The sequence below is a fragment of the Pseudomonas sp. B21-032 genome, assembly GCF_024748965.1.
In the GTDB taxonomy this organism is placed as follows: domain Bacteria; phylum Pseudomonadota; class Gammaproteobacteria; order Pseudomonadales; family Pseudomonadaceae; genus Aquipseudomonas.
Window position 1 is genome coordinate 5,374,233 of record NZ_CP087180.1, and the last position, 17,936, is coordinate 5,392,168.

The window sequence follows — 17,936 nt, forward strand, 5'->3', positions numbered from 1 at the left end:
ACAGAACAGGGTTGGTGAAGCAAACCTTCAATTGGCTTCCAGCAGAGGATCGAGCGCGCGGGCGTGCTCCACCTGCCAGCCAAGCGGTACCACATCGCCCACGGCCAGGGCCGGGTCGAGTTCGGCAATCGGCTGCTTCACGAAGAAATCGGCCTTGCCGCAGACTTCCAGGCGCACCCGCACGTGGTCGCCCAGGTAGATGAATTCGGCCACGCGCCCGGAGAAACGGTTGACGCAGCTTTCGCTGTGGCCGTTGAGGCGCACGCGCTCGGGGCGGATCGACAGGGTTACCGGCTCGCCGGCCTGGCCGACATTGACCGCCAGCGCCTCGACCTTCTCGCCGCGCGGCAGCAGCACCTGGCAACGCTCGCCATCGTGGCTGAGCAAGCGGCCATTGATGCGGTTGTTTTCGCCGATGAAGTTGGCGACGAAGGTGTTCTTTGGCTCTTCATACAGGGTGCGCGGGTCGGCGATCTGCTGGATCTCGCCCTGGTGGAATACCGCGACGCGGTCGGACATGGTCAGCGCTTCGCCCTGATCGTGGGTCACATAGACCACAGTGACGCCCAGGCGCTGGTGCAGGTGCTTGATCTCCATCTGCATGTGTTCGCGCAGTTGCTTGTCCAGAGCGCCCAGCGGTTCATCCATCAGTACCAGCTGCGGCTCGAACACCAGCGCCCGGGCCAAAGCCACCCGTTGCTGCTGGCCACCGGAAAGCTGGCCGGGGTAACGCTGGGCGAAAGCGTCGAGCTGGACCATGTTGAGCACGCGCTTGACCCGTTCGCTGATGTCGGTCTTGCTCAGGTTGCGCACGCTCAAAGGGAAGGCCAGGTTCTCGGCCACGGTCATGTGCGGAAACAGCGCGTAGTTCTGGAACACCATGCCGATGTCGCGCTTGTGCGGCGGCACGTTGTTGATCGAACGGCCAGCCAGCTGGATCTCGCCTGCAGTCGGCGTTTCGAAGCCGGCGAGCATCATCAGGCTGGTGGTTTTGCCGGAACCGGACGGGCCGAGCAAGGTGAGAAACTCACCCTTGCGGATATCCAGGTTGAGGTCTTTGACGATCAGCGATTCGCCGTCGTAGCTCTTCTGCACACCACGGAAGCTGACCAGCACTTCGCCAGTTGCAGCGCTCGAATTCACCTCACTCATACCCGCACCTTTTTGTTGGATGACTGCTGTATCCAAAGCCTAGTGAAGGCGGCAAGCGGCGCAAATCGGCGGTGGAGAGAGATTGATATCAGCAGGATGGAAGGGTTGGGGTAGGGATTGCCCTACAAGAGTGGCGTTTTTGGATATGTGCATGGCAGGTTCAATGCTATCGCGGGTCAAGCCCGCTCCCACAGTCGCGCCCCGGTGGGAGCGGGCTTGCCCCGCGATGCAGTCAACCCGATGTCGCTTCTGGAACACTCACAACAGCTTGTGCTCCATCGCGTACTTCACCAGCTCCGCCAGCGAGGTGACGTTGAGCTTCTGCATCAGCCGCGCCTTGTGGGTGCTGATGGTCTTGTTGCTCAGCGCCAGTTGCTGGGCAATGTCGTTGACGTTGGCGCCCTGGGCCAGGCGCTCGAACACCGAAAACTCGCGCTCAGACAGCAATGAATGTAGCGGCCGGGCATCGGTGAGGCCGACCTCGAAGACCATGCGGTCAGCCAGGTCCGGGTCGATGTAACGCCCGCCACCGGCGACCCGACGAATCGCGGTGAGCAGCAATGCCGGATCGCTGTCCTTGGTGGCGTAGCCGGCAGCGCCGACTTTCAGCGCCCGCGCTGCCATCTGCGCTTCGTCGTGCATCGACAGCACCAGGATCGCCGGTGGGTTGTTCAAGGCGCGAATCCGCGGGATCGCCTCCAGGCCATTGACCCCGGGCATGGAAATATCCAGCAGCACCACCTCGCACTCGGTATGGCGCAAGGTTTCCAGCAGCTGTTCGCCATTGCCGGCCTCCCCCGCTACCTGCATGTCCTTGGCCAGGCCGATCAACTGCTTGATGCCTTCACGGACAATGGTGTGGTCTTCGGCAACCAGTACTCGAATCACGCAATGCTCCTAATCCAGGGGGATGGCCACGCTCAGGCTGGTGCCCTCGCCCGGCTCGCTTTCCAGGGCCATGCTGCCACCGAGCATCAGCACCCGCTCACGCATACCGACCAGGCCAAAGGACGTTGGCCGACTTTGCTCAAGGACAAACCCTACGCCATCATCGATCACCGTCAGGCGTAGGGTCTGGCCATCGAGGCTCAGGCTGATCTGCACAGTATGCGCCTGGGCATGGCGCATGACATTGGTCAGCGCCTCTTGCAGGATGCGGAACAGGCCAATGGCCTTGGCATCACTCAAGGGTGGCAGATTCTCCGGTACCTGCACCAGGCAGGGGATCTGCGTGCGCGCCTCGAAACGCCGGGCCTGCCACTCGATGGCCGATGCAATGCCGGCATCGAGGATCGGCGGGCGCAAGGCGGTGGCCACATCGCGCACCAGCTGGAACAGCTGAGCGATCAGGCGCTTCATGCTGCCCAGACGCTCGTTGAGGCCGGGGTCCAGCTCGGCGTAGGCCAGTTCGCACATGGATGTTTCAAGCTTGAGCACCGTGAGCATCTGTCCCAGCTCATCGTGCACTTCCCGGGCAATACGGGCTTTTTCTTCCTCGCGAACGCTTTCCAGGTGCGCCGACAGTTCGCGCAGTTGCTCCTGTGAACGGGCCAGTTCGAGCTCGACGCGCTTGCTCTGGCTGATGTCCCAGACCACCCCGTCCCAGACCACCCGGCCATCCGCCAGGGTGCGGGTACTGGCCTTGATGTCGGCCCAGCGCTGCTCGCCCTGGCGGGTCAGGATCCGCCCTTGCCAGGACCAGTCGCTGTCCGTGGCCAGGGCCAGGTCCTGGACCCGGTGGTAATCGGCGCGGTCGTCAGGGTGCACCAGGTTGCGCAGGCCCATGTCCGGATGCTGCAACGCCGCAGGCGCATAGCCCACCAGGGCTTCACTGCCTTCACTGATGTAGGGGAACTCCAGCTCGCCTTCGGCCGGGTTGCGTTCAAGGCGAAACACCAGGCCGGGTACGTTGCCGGCAATACCCTTGAGCCGTGCCTCGCTCTCGCGCAGCGCCGCCAGGGCGCGCCTGCGTTCGGTGACATCGGCAAGAAACACCACCAGGTATTCGGCATCACGAAAGCGCAGAAAGCTCAGCGACACATCCACCGGCAGCAGGCTGCGATCGGCACGCAGGCACCGGGTTTCAAAATGCTGCGGGGCTTCATCGCTGGCACGGGCACGCTTCCACAGATCGAGCCAGCGGTCCATGTGCAGGTTCGGCTCGAAATCAATCAGCGGCCGATCGATCAGCGCCCCCGAGGGGTAACCGAGCATGCTTTCGGCGGCCCGGTTGGCATAGCGCACATGGCTGTCCCAGTTGACCCAGAGAATGCCCACGGTGCTCTGGTCGATGGAGAACTGGCTCAGGCGCAAGGCTTCTTCGCGGGCCTGGCGCTGGGCCAGGGTGTCGCGGGTGGCCAATAAACTGTGCTCGAGCTGCTGTAGTTGCCGACGCTGCCAAATGACGATGGCCACGCAACTGAACAGCAGCGCCGCCAGCAACAGCCCCAGGTTCTGCCAAAAGCCCGGGGATTCGCTCAGGCGCGGGTATTTAGGCTCCAGCCAGCGCTGGTGGAGTTGCTCCAGGTCCTTGGCCGGAACGGCCTGCAGGCCGCGCTCAAGAATCTCGGCCAACTCCGGCCAGTCCCGGCGCGAGCCGACCCGCAGCAACTGCGGCAGGCCGATATCACCGACCACCACCAGCTCGCTGAATTCACTTTCCCGAGACAGACGGCTCAACTGCGCTTCATCTACCACGGCAAACCGCGCCTGTTCGCTGAGCACCAGCTGCAACGCCTGGCGCTCCTGAGGCACGCCTTGCAGGTTGAGGTTGGTGTAGGTGGCACGCAGGTAGTCGGCGACAGTGCTAGGCATGCGCACGGCAACCCGATCGGTACTGGCAAGCTTCTCCAGGTCCACCGCCACCGCGCCGGTACGCGGGCCGACGATCAATTGCGGCACGCGCATGTAGGGATCGCTGAACAACCATAGGCGCAGGCTGGCAGGTGTCTGGGTCAGACCTGGGGCCAGATCGACTTCGCCGGCCTGCAGCGCATGCTCAAGGGCAGCCTGATCGGTAAAGTTGCGCCAGGTAAGGTCCAGCCCCAGCGAACGGCCAAGCCAGTTCATCAGCTCGACGTTGACCCCATAGAGCTGCTGCAGGCGCCGGTCGAACTGGGCAAAAGGTGCCTGCAACACCAGCCCGACGCGCAGGCTGCGGTGTTGCTCAAGCCATTGCTGCTGAGCCGGCTCCAGCACAACCTGCGCAGGCGTGGCAGGCGAAGCTGCCCCTGTGATCAAGGGCAGGCAAAAACAGCCGATAAGCAACAGGCAGCGCAAAAGCTTCATCTGCACTCTCATCAAGGGTAGGACGGCCACCGAGCATGGCCGTCCTGAGCAAATACTATTAGGCTGCCGGTATTAATCTGGCCTGGATCGATCCATGTTCGCACTTTATCGCACGACGCTGCCGGCGTTATGCCTGTCACTGATACTACCTTGTACCGCACAAGCAGCCGCTGGCGAAACGCCAGAAGCGGCTGCCGACAGCAAACCTGCCGCAGTCGAACGCCAACCGCTGGCCGAACGCAGCCAGGAAGACGCCCAGGCCCTGGAACGCCAGGTTCCTGCAGCCGAACAGCAAACCCTGCAGGCTGGCAGCGACAGCTTCCTGGCCCTGTGGAAACCGGCCAACACTGCCGAACCCGAAGGCGCCCTGATCATTCTTGCCGGTGCTGGCGAAAATGCCGACTGGCCGAAAACCGTCGGCCCGCTGCGGCGCAAGTTTCCCGATGCCGGTTGGCACAGCCTGAGCCTGGCCCAGCCGGATTTGCTTGCCAGCGCCCCGCAGGCGCGCGTCGAAGTACCCCCGGCAGTGGAAAAAAAGGCCGAGCCAGGCGAAAGCGCACCGGCCAAGGACACCCCGGCCAATGCCAACGCCAGTATCGAGCAGGCCACGGCAGCCGAAAGCGAGAACAGCGAAAGTACCGAACAAGCGAAAGCGCCGGTCGACGATGACAAGGCCGATGCCGAACGCATCTTCGCCCGCCTCGATGCGGCCGTTGCCTATGCCCAGCAACAGAACGCCCGCAGCATTGTCCTGCTCGGCAACGGCAGCGGCGCCTACTGGGCAGCGCGTTACCTGAGCGAACGGCAACCGGCCCAGGTGCAGAAGCTAGTAATGGTCGCCGCGCAGACGCCAGCCCAGGCAGAACAGAGCCTGGACAGCCTGGCGCCGAACCTCAAGGTAGCCACCGCAGACTTCTTCTACGCCACCCTGCCCCAGGCCAGGCGCGCCGCCGAGGAGCGCCTGCAAGCCAGTAAACGCTTGAAGGACGCCAACTACCGGCAGGTCAGCCTGACCGCCATGCCAGGCAACAGCGCGGCGGAACAGGAGCAATTGTTCCGCCGCATCCGCGGCTGGCTCAGCCCGGAAAAACTCGACTAGAAGCCACGGCGTTTACGGATGACGGCGTAGGCCTGATGCAGTTCGCGGGTTCGTTCGGTGGCCTCGCGAACCTGCGCGGGGCTTGCGCCATTGCCCACCAGCTTGTCCGGATGATGACGGCTGAGCAGGCGCCGGTAGGCTTGCTTAATTTGCCCGGCTTCGCTGTCGGCGCTGACCCCAAGCATGCGCAAGGCTTGTGGATAACCCAGCGTGCCATCGGCCAGCACAGCCTTTTGCGGCTCATAGTCCAGCGCCAGGGCCTGGACCTTGGCTGCCGACCAGCCAAGGGCCTGGCCCCACGCCAGCAGCAGCTCGCGTTCATGCCGGCCAGCCTGGCCATCAGCCCAGACCATGCGCCAGCATGCGCGCAACATGCCTTCGGCGGCATGCGGCTGTTGCTTGAGGCGGCGCAAATGAACACCCAGACGCTCCTTGCCAGCCTTGCCACGATTGAACGCGGCAATGGCGCGGCGCCTGGCCGGTTCGCTCATTTCCAGGCGCTGCATCTCCACCCGTGCCTGCTGGATATGGCCATCGACCACCCGTCCGTCGCTCTTGGCCAGGCGCCCAAGCAGGACGAACAGTACCTCGTCGTCACGCAGCACCGGCCGCCCACCCAGGCGTTCACGCAGATGCGCCCAACTGTGCAACTGCAAACGGCGGTCCATCGCCTGGCCCAGCAACGCCCCCAGCAACGCCCCGGGAATACTGGCGATGGCGAAGCCTGCTCCGGCACCTATCACTGTGCTCGGCCACAACATGTCAGCGGCGCTCAGCGAGCAGTTGCTCGACTTCGGCCAGCCGCTCCAGGGTACCGACATCCACCCAGTGCCCGCTGAAATGCTCACCACTGACCTGCCCGGCCGTCATCGCCTGGCGCAGCAGCGGCGCCAGCTTGAAGGCGCCGGCCTGGCAGTCGGCGAACAGCTGTGGGGCGAGGACGGCGATACCGCTGTAGGTCAGGGTGTCGGCATCGGCGTTGGCATCGCTGACCTGGCCTTTATCCAGACAGAAGTCACCCTTGCCATGATGACCAGGGTTATCCACCAGCACCAGGTGGGCCAGGCCGTCGAGATGCTTCGGCAGGCGGGCGAAGTCGTACTCGGTCCAGATATCGCCATTGACCAGCACAAAAGGCTCATCGCCCAGCAACGGCAGGGCCTTGAAGATGCCGCCGCCGGTCTCCAGCGGCTCGCCTTCGGGTGAGTAACTGATGTTCAGGCCCCAGCGCGAACCATCGCCCAGGTGATCTTCGATCTGCTGCCCGAGCCAGGCGTGATTGATTACCACATCCTTGAGGCCGGCCGCTGCCAACGCACGCAGGTGGTACTCGATCAGCGGCATACCGGCCACCGGCACCAGCGGCTTGGGGGTGTGCAGGGTCAGCGGGCGCATGCGCTCGCCTTTGCCTGCAGCAAGAATCATCGCTTTCATGGACGCGCTCCGGCTGCGGCCTGCAGGCTCTCGATCAGTTCATCGAGTTCGGCCAGCTCCGGCCTGCGCGCGATCACTTCATCTATATAGGCAAAGAAGCGCGGCACATCGGCCAAGTAACGCGGCTTGCCGTCGCGGTGGCAGATGCGCGCGAAGATGCCGATGACCTTGAGGTGACGCTGCACGCCCATCAGGTCGCTGGCGCGGTGGAAGTCCTCGAAATCGGCCTGCACCGGGATGCCCTTGGCCTGGGCGCGCTGCCAGTAATCCTTGAGCCAGCCCTGCACGCGTGCCTGCGGCCAGCTCAGGAAGGCATCCTTGAACAGGCAGGTGATGTCATAGGTGACCGGCCCGTACACCGCGTCCTGGAAGTCCAGCACGCCGGGGTTTGGCTTGCTGTCCATCAGGTTGCGTGGCATATAGTCGCGGTGCACCAGCACCTTTGGCTGGGCCAGGGCGCTGTCGATCAACAGGCTGCTGATACGCTGCCAGGCGGCCAGTTGCGCATCGGTAAAGCCCAGGCCCAGTTCACGGCCGACGTACCACTCGGGGAACAGCTCAAGCTCGCGGCGCAACAGGGCCACGTCGTAGCTTGGCAGCGGCGCGTTCATCGGCAACTGCTGGAAGGCTAGCAGCGCATCAATGGCGTCGTTGAACAGGCCATCGGCGTTCTCGGCGTTGATCACATCGAGGTAGGTCTGGGTGCCCAGGTCGCTGAGCAACAGGAAACCACGTTCAAGGTCCTGGGCATGAATGACCGGAACATTGACCTCGGCCGTGGCCAGCAAGTGGGCAATATCAACGAATGGCCGGCAGTTTTCCTGCGGCGGTGGCGCATCCATGACAATAAAGCTGTGGCCTTCGGCCTGCCAGCGGAAGTAGCGGCGAAAGCTCGCATCGCTGCTGGCGGCGGTCAGGCTACCCGCGGGAACCGTGCCCCAGCCCTGTTTATGGAACAGATTTGCCAGCTGCTCGGCGAGCCAGACATTCAGGTGTTGCAAGCGTACATCGTGATCGGGCATTACAAGGGTCTCCGACGGCCCTAGCCGTCAAGCGGGTCATGCTTTATTATCCAGCATCTTTTTCAGACCATCGAGAGGCGTGCGGCCCCACACGCGGGCAGATGGCACGCAGGAAGCCCGGACTAATAAGATGGCATTGAAATCCCCCGCGTTTCGTAAAAAATTCCCGTTGCTGGTCACCGGCGGTTTGCTGGCGATGCAACCTCTGGCCACCCCATACGTGGTTGCCGCAGAGCAGTTCGACTGCCAAGTGTCTGCTGCCGGAGGCTGGGACTGCAAGCCCAAAACCCCTGCCGCCGCACTGCCGCCGCGCCCGGTGCACGCCGGAGCGGCCGCCAGCTCGTCCGGTGAAACGCCAGCCGGCTCCGGCGAGGTCGCCCAGGAGCAGGCTCAAGGTCCGGTGCTGGTCACCGAAGCCAAAGGCCGCGTGCTGAAATCCCGTAGCCCCGATGCCAGCCACCTGGATTGGGTCCCTCGTGACCAGCTCACCCCAGCCCAGCTCGCCGAAACCGGGCCATACTGCGCCGGTGCCTACATCGAGCCGACCCGTCCGGGCATGACCGACACCACGCCCAAAGACGAGTCGCCGACTTTCATCGGTGCCAAGGTTTCGCGCTACCAGCAGGAGCAGCAGATCGCCACCCTCGCCGGTGACGTGGTCATGCGCCAGGGCAGCATGCAGGTCGAGGCCGACGAGGCCAACCTGTACCAGGCCGAGAACCGTGGTGAGCTGAGCGGCAATGTGAAGATTCGCGACAACGGTTCGCTGGTGGTCGGCGATCACGCCGACATCCAGCTCGACACCGGTGAAGCCAAGGTCGATAACGCCGAATACGTGATGCACAAATCGCGCATCCGCGGCAGCGCCCTGTACGCCAAGCGTGCTGAAAACGCCATCATCCGCCTCAAGGATGGTACCTACACCACCTGTGAGCCGAACAGCAACGCCTGGCAGCTCAAGGGCAACAACATTACCCTGAACCCGGCCACCGGCTTCGGTACCGCGACCAACGTCACCCTGCGGGTCAAGGATTTCCCGGTGTTCTACACACCGTACATCTACTTCCCGATCGATGACCGCCGCCAGTCCGGTTTCCTGCCGCCGTCGTTCAGCACCAGCAGCGATACCGGCTTCATGCTGGTCACGCCGTACTATTTCAACCTGGCGCCAAACTACGACGCCACCTTGTATCCACGCTACATGGCCAAGCGCGGCATGTTGATGGAAGGCGAGTTCCGCTACCTGACCAAGTCCAGCGAAGGACAGTTCGGTGGTGCTTACCTGAATGACAAGGATGATGACCGCAAGCTGCAGACGGACTACAAAGATCAGCGCTGGATGGTCAACTGGCAGCACAAGGGCGGCCTCGACGAGCGCCTGATGACTGAAGTCGACTACACCGACTTCAGCGACCCGTTCTACTTCCAGGACCTGGAATCGGATCAGATCGGTGTCGAAAGCCGGGACTTCGTCAATCAGCAAGGTGCGTTGACCTATCGCGGCGATACCTACACCGCGCGGCTGAACGTGCAGGCTTTCGAGCTGGCGACCATTTCGCAGATCACCCCGTATGACCGCCTGCCGCAGGTCACTTTCAACGGCATGCTGCCTTACCACCCGGGCGGGATGAACTTCACCTACGAATCCGAGGCTGTACGCTTCGAGCGTGATCTGAAGAACGGCACTGTCTTCGACAAGGACGGCAAGCTCGATACCAGCGTTCGCGCTGACGGTGGCCGCATCGACCAGAACATCACAGGTCTGGCCCGGGCCAACGGCACTCGCCTGCACCTGGCGCCGACCATCAGCCTGCCGATGGAAGCAAGCTATGGTTATGTGCGGCCATCGCTGAAGTACGCCTACACCCACTATGACCTCGACCTCGACAGTCAGGGCAAGGCCCAGGCACCAGGCCAGCCGCGCGAATTCGGCCGGTTCAACTCTTCGCAGGATCGCGATGTTCCGATCGTCAGCGTCGACAGCGGGCTGTACTTCGACCGCAGCACCCAGTGGTTCGGCAAGAACTACACCCAGACCCTGGAACCACGTCTGTACTACCTGTACGTCCCGTACAAGAACCAGATGGACATCCCGGTCTTCGATACCAGCGAGTACACCTTCAACTACGCCTCGCTGTTTCGCGACAACCGTTTCAGTGGCAACGACCGTATCGGCGACGAGAACAAGCTGTCGCTGGGCGTGACCAACCGCTGGATCGAAGAGAACGGCTTTGAACGTCAGCGCCTGAGCGTTGGCCAGGCCCTGTACTTCAAGGACCGCAAGGTTCAGTTGCCTGGCATTGCCTACAAGGACCGTCAGGACGCCCAGTCGGACGTTTCCCCGTACGCACTGGAATACGAATACCGCTTCAACCGCGACTGGCGCTTCAATTCCGATTTCAACTGGGATCCGGACAGCCGCAGCACCCGTTCGGGCAGCGCGATGTTCCATTACCAGCCTGAAGACAACGTCAACAAGGTGGTCAACCTCGGTTACCGCTACCGCAACGACATGGTCATCTACAACAGCGCCACTGGTCGCTGGCAGGTAGGTGGTGGCGACTATGGCCAGCCGGGTGACGCGAACTACATCAAGGACTACTACAAGATCCAGCAGCATGACTTCTCGGTCATGTGGCCGATCGTTCCGCAGTGGACCGCGATCGCGCGCTGGCAGCATGACTACAACCGCAACCGCACGCTGGAAGCCTTCGGTGGTTTCGAATATGACAACTGCTGCTGGAAGCTGCGTCTGATCAACCGTTACTGGATCGATTACGACGATTACAGCCAGGCAATTCCGCAAAACGAAAAAGGCGACCACGGCGTCTTCCTGCAGATTGTGCTGAAAGGCCTCGGCGGCGTAGTGGGCAACAAGGTCGAGTCTTTCCTCGACCAGGGCATTCAAGGTTATCGTACTCGTGAAGACCAAGCTTACTGATTGTCTGCGCCCGCTGTTGCTGGGCGCGGTATTGCTGACCGGCACGGCGCACGCCGCCGTGCAACCCCTGGACAGCGTTGTGGCCATCGTCGACAACGACGTGGTGATGAAAAGCCAGCTGGACAGCCGCGTACGCGAAGTCCAGCAGACCATCGCCAAGCGTGGCGGCCAGGTGCCGCCCGCCGGTGTCCTGGACCAACAGGTGCTCGAGCGCCTGATCGTCGAGAACCTGCAACTGCAGATCGGCGATCGCTCGGGCATCCGCATCACCGACGAAGAACTGAACCAGGCCATCGGCACCATTGCCCAGCGCAATGGCATGAACCTGGAGCAGTTCCGCGCCGCTTTGGCCCACGACGGCCTGTCGTACGAAGATGCCCGCGAGCAGGTTCGACGCGAGATGATCATCAGCCGCGTGCGTCAGCGCCGGGTTGCCGAGCGCATCCAGGTCTCGGAGCAGGAAGTGAAAAACTTCCTCGCCTCGGAGCAAGGCCAGATGCAACTGTCGGAAGAATGGCGCCTGGCCAATATCCTGATCCCAACCCCGGAAAGCGCCAACTCGGCGCAGATCCAGGCGGCCGCGCAAAAGGCTGGTGAGGTCTACTCGCGCCTGAAAAGCGGTGCCGACTTCGGCCAGATGGCAATCGCCAGCTCCGCCAGCGAAAACGCCCTGGAAGGCGGCGAAATGGGCTGGCGTAAAGCCGGTCAGCTGCCGCCGGAGCTCGCCAAGCTGCTCAGCAGCCTGAGCGTTGGTGACGTGACTCAGCCACTGCGTATTCCTACCGGTTTCCTCATCATCAAGATGCAGGAAAAACGCGGCGGCGGTGGTGCCACCATGCGCGACGAAGTGCATGTCCGCCACATCCTGATCAAGCCAAGCGAGATTCGCAGCGAAGCGGCGACCAAGGAACTGGCGCAACGGCTGTATGACCGCATCCAGAACGGCGAAGATTTCGCCACGCTGGCCAAGAGCTTCTCCGAAGACCCTGGCTCGGCACTCAATGGCGGCGATCTCAACTGGATCGATCCAAGCGCCCTGGTGCCAGAGTTCCGCGAAGAAATGGCCAACGCCCAACAGGGCCAGGTGACCAAGCCATTCAAGACCCAGTATGGCTGGCACGTGCTCGAAGTGCTGGGCCGCCGCGCCACCGACAGCACCGAACAGGCCCGCGAGCAACAAGCGATGAACGTACTGCGCAACCGCAAGTACGATGAAGAACTGCAGACCTGGCTGCGTCAGATCCGTGACGAAGCCTACGTCGAAATCAAGCTTCCTGGCGCCGATCAGGCCGCGCAGTGAAACCGCAGCGCTTCGCCCTCACACCCGGCGAGCCGGCCGGCATAGGTCCTGACCTGTGCCTGCTGCTCGCCACGCAAGCCCAGCCGCACCCCCTGATTGCCATTACCAGCCGTGACCTGCTCGCCGAGCGGGCCACGCAGCTGGGCGTGGCCGTCACGCTGCTGCCGGTGAGCCTCGACGCCCTCCCCGACCAGCCCGCTCCGGCAGGCAGCCTGTATGTCTGGGACACGCCGCTGCAAAACCCGGTGGTTGCCGGCCAGCTGGACAAAGCCAACGCCGCATTCGTCCTGCAAACCCTCACCCGCGCCGGGCAAGGCTGCCTGGACGGGCATTTCGCCGGGATGATCACCGCACCGGTGCACAAGGGCGTGATCAACGAAAGCGGTATCGCCTTTTCCGGGCACACCGAGTTTCTCGCCGACCTGACCAACACCGCGCAAGTGGTGATGATGCTGGCGACCCGCGGCCTGCGCGTGGCCCTGGTGACCACGCACCTGCCGCTGCGCGAGGTTGCCGACGCCATCACCAGCGAGCGCCTGGAGCGCGTCACGCGGATCCTGCATGCTGACCTGCAACACAAGTTCGGCATAGCCAACCCGCGCATCCTGGTCTGCGGCCTCAACCCGCATGCCGGCGAGGGTGGCCACCTGGGCCACGAAGAAATAGACACCATCGAACCGACATTGGCGCGCCTGCGCAGCGAAGGCATGGACCTTCGCGGCCCGTTGCCCGCCGACACCCTGTTTACCCCCAAATATCTGGAGCACTGCGATGCAGTGCTGGCGATGTACCACGACCAGGGCCTGCCCGTGCTCAAGTACAAAGGCTTCGGCGCTGCGGTCAACGTGACCCTGGGCCTGCCGATCATCCGCACCTCGGTCGACCACGGCACCGCCCTGGACCTGGCCGGCAGCGGCAAGATCGACACCGGCAGCCTGCAGGTCGCCCTGGAAACCGCCTACCAGATGGCCGAGACCCGAAAATGACCGAGCAATACCAACACAAGGCGCGCAAGCGCTTTGGCCAGAACTTCCTGCACGACGCCGGGGTCATCGACCGCATCCTGCGCTCGATCCACGCCAACGCCGGCGAGCGCATGCTGGAAATCGGCCCGGGCCAGGGCGCCCTGACCTCCGGCCTGCTCGCCAGCGGCGCGCAGCTGGACGTGGTCGAGCTGGACAAAGACCTGGTACCGATCCTCAACCAGCAGTTCGCTAACCGCGACAACTTTCGCCTGCACCAGGGCGATGCACTGAAGTTCGACTTCACCACCCTCGGCGCTGCCCCCCACAGCCTGCGCGTGGTCGGCAACCTGCCGTATAACATCTCCACGCCACTGATCTTCCACCTGCTGGCCAACGCCGAGCTGATCCGCGACATGCATTTCATGCTGCAGAAGGAAGTGGTCGAGCGCCTGGCCGCAGGCCCTGGCGGTGGTGACTGGGGCCGTCTGTCGATCATGGTGCAGTACCACTGCCGGGTCGAACACCTGTTCAACGTCGGTCCCGGCGCGTTCAACCCGCCGCCCAAGGTCGATTCAGCGATCGTGCGCCTGGTGCCACACGAAACCCTGCCGTTCCCGGCCAAGGACCATCGCCTGCTCGAACGCATCGTTCGCGAAGCCTTCAACCAGCGCCGCAAAACCCTGCGCAACACCCTCAAGGCCCTGCTCAGCAGCGACGCCATTGAGGCTGCCGGCGTCGATGGCAGCCTGCGCCCCGAGCAACTCGACCTCGCCGCCTTCGTGCGCCTGGCCGACAAGCTGGCCGAGCAACAGGGCGCCGCGTAACCTGCGCCATAGGCCAGTCATGTCCGCATGACTGGCCGGCTACCCCGCCGATAGCCTAGACTGACGCCATCGCCGTATCCGCGTCTGTTGCCAAGGCCCCTTGCATGTCTGATCCCCGTTACCAGATCGACGTCAGCGTCGTGACCCGCTTTCTCAAAGAACAATCCGACCCCGAAAACGACCGTTTCGCCTTCGCCTATACCATTACGGTGAAGAACAATGGCTCTGTGACCGCCAAGCTGATGTCACGACACTGGCTGATCACCAACGGTGATGGCCATGTCGAAGAGGTCAAGGGCGCCGGTGTGATCGGCCAGCAACCGGCCATTGAACCCGGGCAAAGCCACACCTACAGCAGCGGCGCGGTGATCAGCACCAAAGTCGGCACCATGCAGGGCAGCTATCAGATGTTTGCCGAGGACGGTAAGCGTTTCGACGCCGTCATTGCCCCATTCCGCCTCGCCGTCCCCGGAGCCCTGCACTGATGGCGGTATACGCAGTCGGAGACCTGCAAGGCTGCCTGCAGCCGCTCAAGTGCCTGCTCGAACGGGTGAGCTTCGATCCAAAGGTCGACCGCCTGTGGCTGGTCGGCGATCTGGTCAACCGCGGCCCGGAATCGCTGGAAACCTTGCGCTTCCTTTATTCCATCCGCGAATCGCTGGTGTGCGTACTGGGCAACCATGACCTGCACCTGCTGGCCGCCTGGCACAACATCGAGCGACTGAAAAAAAGCGACACCCTGCGCGAAATTCTCGATGCGCCCGATGCTGGCGAACTGCTCGACTGGCTGCGCCGGCAAAAGCTGCTGCATTACGACGAGCAGCGCGGCGTAGTGCTGGTGCACGCCGGCATCCCGCCGCAGTGGACCCTGGGCAAGGCCCTGGAGCTGGCAGGCGAAGTTGAGGAAGCGCTGCGCGACGACAATCGCTTCAAGCCCTACCTCGATGGCATGTACGGCAACGAGCCGAACAAGTGGAGCAAGGACCTGAGCGGCGTCACCCGTTTGCGGGTGATCACCAACTACTTCACCCGCATGCGCTTTTGCACCAGCGAAGGCAAGCTCGACCTCAAGGGCAAGGAAGGCGCCGACACCGCCCCGCCCGGCTACAAGCCCTGGTTCGCCCACAAGGGCCGCCGCTCACGGCATGTGAAGATCATCTTCGGCCATTGGGCCGCCCTTGAAGGGCGCTGCAAGGAGCCCGGGGTGATCGCCCTGGACACCGGCTGCGTCTGGGGTGGCGCGATGACCCTGTACAACGTCGATACCGGCGCATTGCAGCGCTGTGAATGCACCGAGCAAGGCACCCCGCGCACGCAGCCTGCGTCCGCACAACCGGCTAGAATGAACGACCAGTCCTGAAGGAAACCGTACCCATGAGCGAATTCAAACGCATCCCTCCCGAGCAGGCCCAGGCGCTGCGCGAGCAAGGTGCGGTCGTGGTCGATATTCGCGACCCGCAAGCCTTTGCCGCCGGCCACATTACCGGCGCAAGCCACCTGGACAATCACTCGGTAGCGGACTTCATCCGCACTGCCGATCTCGATGCCCCCACCGTAGTGGTCTGCTATCACGGTAACTCCAGCCAGAGCGCTGCCGCCTACCTGATCAGCCAGGGCTTTTCCGACGTCTACAGCCTCGACGGCGGCTTCGAGCTGTGGCGTGGCACCTACCCTGCAGAAACCGCCCAAGGCACTGCCGAATAATTTTTTTCATCTCTCGCAGCCCGCGTCCTGTGCGGGCTCGCGCCTGGCCAGACGAACGGTCATGGCGAACTTCATGTACAACCGCCCTTGACCTCCCCGATAACGAACTATCCTTAAGCGCAGGCCATCCAAAAAGGGGAGAGCCGGTACACCGGCGTGCGGGTCATCGGTAGCGAGTTCTAGGTGTTCTGGGGGGTATACAGCAATCGGCGGTGTCGATTGCATGCCAGCATCAGCTGACTGATCCGGCGTCGGCTCCACGTATCGAGCGAGGTGACGTCATGAGTATTTTTAGCCACTTCCAACAACGTTTCGAGTCCACCCGTCAGGAAGAACTTTCGCTGCAAGAGTACCTTGAGCTCTGCAAAAGCGATCGCAGCGCTTATGCGTCGGCGGCCGAACGCCTGTTGATGGCTATCGGCGAGCCGGAACTGGTCGACACCTCGAACAACTCAAGGCTGTCGCGCATTTTCTCCAACAAGGTGATCCGCCGTTATCCGGCCTTTGAAGACTTCCATGGCATGGAAGAGTGCATCGACCAGATCGTGTCGTATTTCCGCCATGCCGCCCAAGGCCTGGAAGAGAAGAAACAGATCCTTTACCTGCTGGGCCCGGTGGGCGGTGGTAAATCGTCCCTGGCCGAAAAGCTCAAACAATTGATGGAGAAGGTGCCCTTCTATGCCATCAAGGGCTCGCCGGTATTCGAATCGCCCCTGGGGCTGTTCAACGCCGCTGAAGACGGCGCCATTCTCGAAGAAGACTTCGGCATTCCACGACGCTACCTGAACACCATCATGTCGCCCTGGGCGACCAAGCGACTGGCCGAGTTCGGGGGCGACATCAGCCAGTTCAAAGTGGTCAAACTCTACCCGTCGATCCTCAACCAGATTGCCGTGGCCAAAACCGAACCGGGTGATGAAAACAACCAGGACATTTCCGCCCTGGTCGGCAAGGTCGACATCCGCAAACTCGAGGAATACCCGCAGAACGACGCCGACGCCTACAGCTACTCGGGCGCGCTGTGCCGGGCCAACCAGGGCCTGATGGAATTCGTCGAGATGTTCAAGGCGCCAATCAAGGTTCTGCACCCGCTGCTCACGGCAACCCAGGAAGGTAACTACAACAGTACCGAAGGCCTTGGGGCGATCCCCTACTCCGGGATCCTGCTGGCTCACTCCAACGAATCGGAATGGCACAGTTTCCGCAACAACAAGAACAACGAAGCCTTCATCGACCGTATCTACATCGTCAAAGTGCCGTACTGCCTGAGGGTCAGCGACGAGATCAAGATCTACGACAAGCTGCTGTTCAACAGCTCGCTGGCCAAGGCCCATTGCGCGCCAGACACCCTGAAGATGCTCGCCCAGTTCACCGTGCTGTCACGGCTCAAAGAGCCGGAAAACTCGAACATCTACTCGAAAATGCGGGTGTACGACGGCGAAAACCTCAAGGACACCGATCCCAAGGCCAAGTCGATCCAGGAGTACCGCGACGCCGCTGGAGTGGACGAAGGCATGAACGGCCTGTCGACCCGCTTCGCCTTCAAGATCCTCTCCAAGGTGTTCAACTTCGACCCTCACGAAATTGCCGCCAACCCGGTGCACCTGCTGTATGTGCTGGAGCAGCAAATCGAACAGGAACAGTTCCCGGCCGAAGTGCGCGAACGCTACCTGCGCTACCTCAAAGAGTACCTGGCACCGCGCTACATCGAGTTCATCGGCAAGGAAATCCAGACCGCTTACCTGGAGTCCTACAGCGAGTACGGGCAAAACATCTTCGACCGTTACGTGCTGTATGCCGACTTCTGGATTCAGGACCAGGAGTATCGCGACCCGGAAACCGGCGAAATCCTCAACCGCATCGCCCTCAACGAAGAGCTGGAGAAGATCGAGAAGCCGGCCGGCATCAGCAATCCGAAGGATTTCCGCAACGAAATCGTCAACTTCGTGTTGCGCGCCCGGGCCAACAACAACGGCAAGAACCCGACCTGGCTCAGCTACGAAAAACTGCGGGTGGTGATCGAGAAGAAAATGTTCTCCAACACCGAGGACCTGCTGCCGGTCATCAGCTTCAACGCCAAGGCCAGCAAAGAGGATCAACAAAAGCACAACGACTTCGTCACCCGAATGGTGGAACGCGGTTACACAGACAAGCAAGTTCGGCTGCTCTCGGAATGGTACCTGCGGGTCAGAAAATCGCAATAAGCG

15 protein-coding genes are annotated in these 17,936 nt (G+C 62.4%); 9 read left to right on the plus strand and 6 right to left on the minus strand.

The features are described 5' to 3' along the window. Positions 1 to 27: 27 nt before the first annotated feature. From LOY54_RS24920 to LOY54_RS24930, 3 genes are all read right to left on the minus strand, one after another. The gene (locus LOY54_RS24920) at positions 28 to 1,152 is read right to left on the minus strand and encodes an ABC transporter ATP-binding protein (RefSeq protein WP_038998451.1); all 1,125 of its coding nucleotides are present in this window, start codon (positions 1,150 to 1,152) and stop codon (positions 28 to 30) included. 258 nt (positions 1,153 to 1,410) lie between these two features. Then, entirely contained in the window at positions 1,411 to 2,040 is a 630-nt protein-coding gene (locus LOY54_RS24925; RefSeq protein WP_093378971.1) for a response regulator transcription factor, read from the minus strand. Between the two features lie 9 nt (positions 2,041 to 2,049). Beyond that, the gene (locus LOY54_RS24930) at positions 2,050 to 4,440 is read right to left on the minus strand and encodes a PAS domain S-box protein (RefSeq protein ID WP_258608294.1); all 2,391 of its coding nucleotides are present in this window, start codon (positions 4,438 to 4,440) and stop codon (positions 2,050 to 2,052) included. Positions 4,441 to 4,534: 94 nt separating this feature from the next. On the opposite strand from LOY54_RS24930, the gene LOY54_RS24935 reads away from it, so the two are divergent. Continuing rightward, on the plus strand, positions 4,535 to 5,539 hold the full coding sequence (locus LOY54_RS24935) for an alpha/beta hydrolase family protein (RefSeq protein WP_258608295.1): 1,005 nt from the start codon (positions 4,535 to 4,537) through the stop codon (positions 5,537 to 5,539). Here LOY54_RS24935 and LOY54_RS24940 read toward each other — a convergent pair. The 3 genes from LOY54_RS24940 to LOY54_RS24950 are packed head-to-tail and all read right to left on the minus strand — an operon-like array spanning position 5,536 to position 7,995. Further along, positions 5,536 to 6,300, minus strand: a complete 765-nt coding sequence (locus LOY54_RS24940) for a DnaJ domain-containing protein (protein WP_045199299.1) — start codon at positions 6,298 to 6,300, stop codon at positions 5,536 to 5,538. The two genes, LOY54_RS24935 and LOY54_RS24940, sit on opposite strands and share 4 nt — an antisense overlap. A gap of 1 nt (position 6,301) precedes the next feature. Then, positions 6,302 to 6,973, minus strand: coding sequence for an N-acetylmuramate alpha-1-phosphate uridylyltransferase MurU (murU, locus tag LOY54_RS24945; protein WP_258608296.1), 672 nt, complete (start codon positions 6,971 to 6,973; stop codon positions 6,302 to 6,304). Beyond that, the gene (locus LOY54_RS24950) at positions 6,970 to 7,995 is read right to left on the minus strand and encodes an aminoglycoside phosphotransferase family protein (RefSeq protein ID WP_258608298.1); all 1,026 of its coding nucleotides are present in this window, start codon (positions 7,993 to 7,995) and stop codon (positions 6,970 to 6,972) included. The genes murU and LOY54_RS24950 overlap by 4 nt, the downstream gene beginning before the upstream one ends. A 130-nt stretch (positions 7,996 to 8,125) precedes the next feature. On the opposite strand from LOY54_RS24950, the gene LOY54_RS24955 reads away from it, so the two are divergent. From LOY54_RS24955 to LOY54_RS24990, 8 genes are all read left to right on the plus strand, one after another. After that, positions 8,126 to 10,936 (plus strand): LPS-assembly protein LptD, encoded by a 2,811-nt coding sequence (locus LOY54_RS24955; protein ID WP_093378953.1) that lies wholly within the window; start codon positions 8,126 to 8,128, stop codon positions 10,934 to 10,936. Further along, the gene (locus LOY54_RS24960; RefSeq protein ID WP_045199291.1) at positions 10,917 to 12,236 is read left to right on the plus strand and encodes a peptidylprolyl isomerase; all 1,320 of its coding nucleotides are present in this window, start codon (positions 10,917 to 10,919) and stop codon (positions 12,234 to 12,236) included. Before LOY54_RS24955 ends, LOY54_RS24960 begins: the two co-directional genes overlap by 20 nt. Further along, a complete protein-coding gene (gene pdxA, locus LOY54_RS24965; protein WP_045199289.1) occupies positions 12,233 to 13,222 on the plus strand; it encodes a 4-hydroxythreonine-4-phosphate dehydrogenase PdxA in 990 nt (329 codons plus the stop codon). The genes LOY54_RS24960 and pdxA overlap by 4 nt, the downstream gene beginning before the upstream one ends. Beyond that, positions 13,219 to 14,025 carry a 16S rRNA (adenine(1518)-N(6)/adenine(1519)-N(6))-dimethyltransferase RsmA gene (gene rsmA, locus LOY54_RS24970; protein WP_258608308.1) on the plus strand — a complete coding sequence of 269 codons (807 nt, stop codon included), beginning with the start codon at positions 13,219 to 13,221 and terminating at the stop codon, positions 14,023 to 14,025. Before pdxA ends, rsmA begins: the two co-directional genes overlap by 4 nt. Before the next feature lie 104 nt (positions 14,026 to 14,129). Further along, positions 14,130 to 14,510: a Co2+/Mg2+ efflux protein ApaG gene (apaG, locus tag LOY54_RS24975; RefSeq protein ID WP_045199285.1), complete on the plus strand. Its 381-nt coding sequence runs from the start codon at positions 14,130 to 14,132 to the stop codon at positions 14,508 to 14,510. Next, complete coding sequence (locus LOY54_RS24980; RefSeq protein ID WP_123565368.1) at positions 14,510 to 15,385, plus strand: symmetrical bis(5'-nucleosyl)-tetraphosphatase; 876 nt, start codon at positions 14,510 to 14,512, stop codon at positions 15,383 to 15,385. The genes apaG and LOY54_RS24980 overlap by 1 nt, the downstream gene beginning before the upstream one ends. Before the next feature lie 14 nt (positions 15,386 to 15,399). Continuing rightward, positions 15,400 to 15,729: a thiosulfate sulfurtransferase GlpE gene (gene glpE / locus LOY54_RS24985; protein ID WP_045199281.1), complete on the plus strand. Its 330-nt coding sequence runs from the start codon at positions 15,400 to 15,402 to the stop codon at positions 15,727 to 15,729. A gap of 281 nt (positions 15,730 to 16,010) precedes the next feature. After that, the gene (locus tag LOY54_RS24990; protein ID WP_010221441.1) at positions 16,011 to 17,933 is read left to right on the plus strand and encodes a PrkA family serine protein kinase; all 1,923 of its coding nucleotides are present in this window, start codon (positions 16,011 to 16,013) and stop codon (positions 17,931 to 17,933) included. The last annotated feature ends 3 nt before the right edge of the window (positions 17,934 to 17,936 follow it).

Coding starts and splice junctions, on each gene's coding strand:
- rsmA (WP_258608308.1), top strand. CDS start 13,219: ATGACCGAGCAATACCAACACAAGGCGCGCAAGCGCTTTGGCCAGAAC.
- LOY54_RS24930 (WP_258608294.1), bottom strand. CDS start 4,440: ATGAAGCTTTTGCGCTGCCTGTTGCTTATCGGCTGTTTTTGCCTGCCC.
- LOY54_RS24955 (WP_093378953.1), top strand. CDS start 8,126: ATGGCATTGAAATCCCCCGCGTTTCGTAAAAAATTCCCGTTGCTGGTC.
- LOY54_RS24920 (WP_038998451.1), bottom strand. CDS start 1,152: ATGAGTGAGGTGAATTCGAGCGCTGCAACTGGCGAAGTGCTGGTCAGC.
- LOY54_RS24940 (WP_045199299.1), bottom strand. CDS start 6,300: ATGTTGTGGCCGAGCACAGTGATAGGTGCCGGAGCAGGCTTCGCCATC.
- glpE (WP_045199281.1), top strand. CDS start 15,400: ATGAGCGAATTCAAACGCATCCCTCCCGAGCAGGCCCAGGCGCTGCGC.
- murU (WP_258608296.1), bottom strand. CDS start 6,973: ATGAAAGCGATGATTCTTGCTGCAGGCAAAGGCGAGCGCATGCGCCCG.
- LOY54_RS24950 (WP_258608298.1), bottom strand. CDS start 7,995: ATGCCCGATCACGATGTACGCTTGCAACACCTGAATGTCTGGCTCGCC.
- LOY54_RS24980 (WP_123565368.1), top strand. CDS start 14,510: ATGGCGGTATACGCAGTCGGAGACCTGCAAGGCTGCCTGCAGCCGCTC.
- LOY54_RS24990 (WP_010221441.1), top strand. CDS start 16,011: ATGAGTATTTTTAGCCACTTCCAACAACGTTTCGAGTCCACCCGTCAG.
- apaG (WP_045199285.1), top strand. CDS start 14,130: ATGTCTGATCCCCGTTACCAGATCGACGTCAGCGTCGTGACCCGCTTT.
- LOY54_RS24935 (WP_258608295.1), top strand. CDS start 4,535: ATGTTCGCACTTTATCGCACGACGCTGCCGGCGTTATGCCTGTCACTG.